Annotated in this window: 1 pseudogene; it reads left to right on the forward strand. The window is 72.4% G+C overall.

Annotation, left to right across the window (positions count from 1 at the left end):
- Positions 1–337: pseudogene (locus ABD879_RS32635) on the forward strand (hypothetical protein); the annotation flags it as partial.
- Positions 338–1,134 lie beyond the last annotated feature (797 nt).

Here is a 1,134-nt window from a genome sequence, read left to right on the forward strand (position 1 = left end):
CAACGCCTACCCGCCGGGCGGGCACGTCCCGCAGGGGCCGTATCCCCCGCAGGGCGGGTATCCGCCGCAGGGCGGCTACCCGCCTCCGCCGCCCCACGGCGGACACGGGGGCGGCGGCTACTTCCCGCCCGGGGGCGGCGGGATGTCCGGCGGCAAGGGCCCGCATCGGCGTCCGCCGTTCCCCATCCCGTGCCTGACCGGCACCCTGACCTGCGCGACATGCGGTTGCTACCAGCCGCCGTGGAGCAAGCACCACAGCAGGGGCTGCGGGGGACGCTGCTGGTGCACCCGCGACGGCTGCTGCTGCGAAGCATGCGCCGAGGGAGCCAGCGCCTGACCCTGTTTCCGGTCCGGCACCCACTCAGGGGCACCGCGGCGAGGACGAAGCCCCCGCTGCGGTGCCCCCGCACTCCACATGAAGAGCGGGAGCGGCCCTGGCCGCCGCCTGTTTGTACATGGCCGATCCGTAGATGCCGATCTTGTCGCGATGGATGCCGGTCCAGGCGGCGAGCGCGTCGAGGGTTTCGGCGTGGTCGGCCAGCAGTGCGGGGTCTTGAGCGGAGCGGGTCGCGATGATGCTGTCGGAGGGGAGATGGCCGCGATCCTGCCGAGGCGGGGAACTAGCGCGTTGGGCTGGCGGTCGCGGATGAGCGGCGCGTACAGGTGATAGGGAAGGTTCAGGGTGCGCAGCCAGTCCTCGCCGAGGAATCGCGTCCATGTGCCCCAGTAGCGGGGGCGCCGATGTCAGCGACGTAGGCGACGAGCGCATACAGCATCCCGTCCAGGCTGGCGATCTTCGCGGCGAGCAGGCCGCCGGAGGTGAGCACCATCGAGCAGGGCGGAAGCGTCTCGTGCGGCTCGGGCGGTTGTCCCCATCTGGCTAAGTGGTCCATGACTGTCTCCTGTTGGGGCTGTGGAGGCGGGGCGGGTGACTGCGCCATGGGGACCCGCCCCGCCTATGGTGCCGCGCCCCCGCAGGCGTTCGCTGTCAGTCTGCGGTGGCCCGCCAGCGGCTCGCGTGAGCAGTCGGCGGCGCGTGTTACCACTCGTCGTCGTCGAGCTGGATGAACGCGCCGACGAGGCGTCGCCACCAGGGCGGTCGGGGCGCTGCGTGCCGTCCGTGCACCGGGCGCA

Source organism: Actinomadura keratinilytica, assembly GCF_039539665.1.
Classification (GTDB): Bacteria; Actinomycetota; Actinomycetes; order Streptosporangiales; family Streptosporangiaceae; genus Spirillospora; species Spirillospora keratinilytica.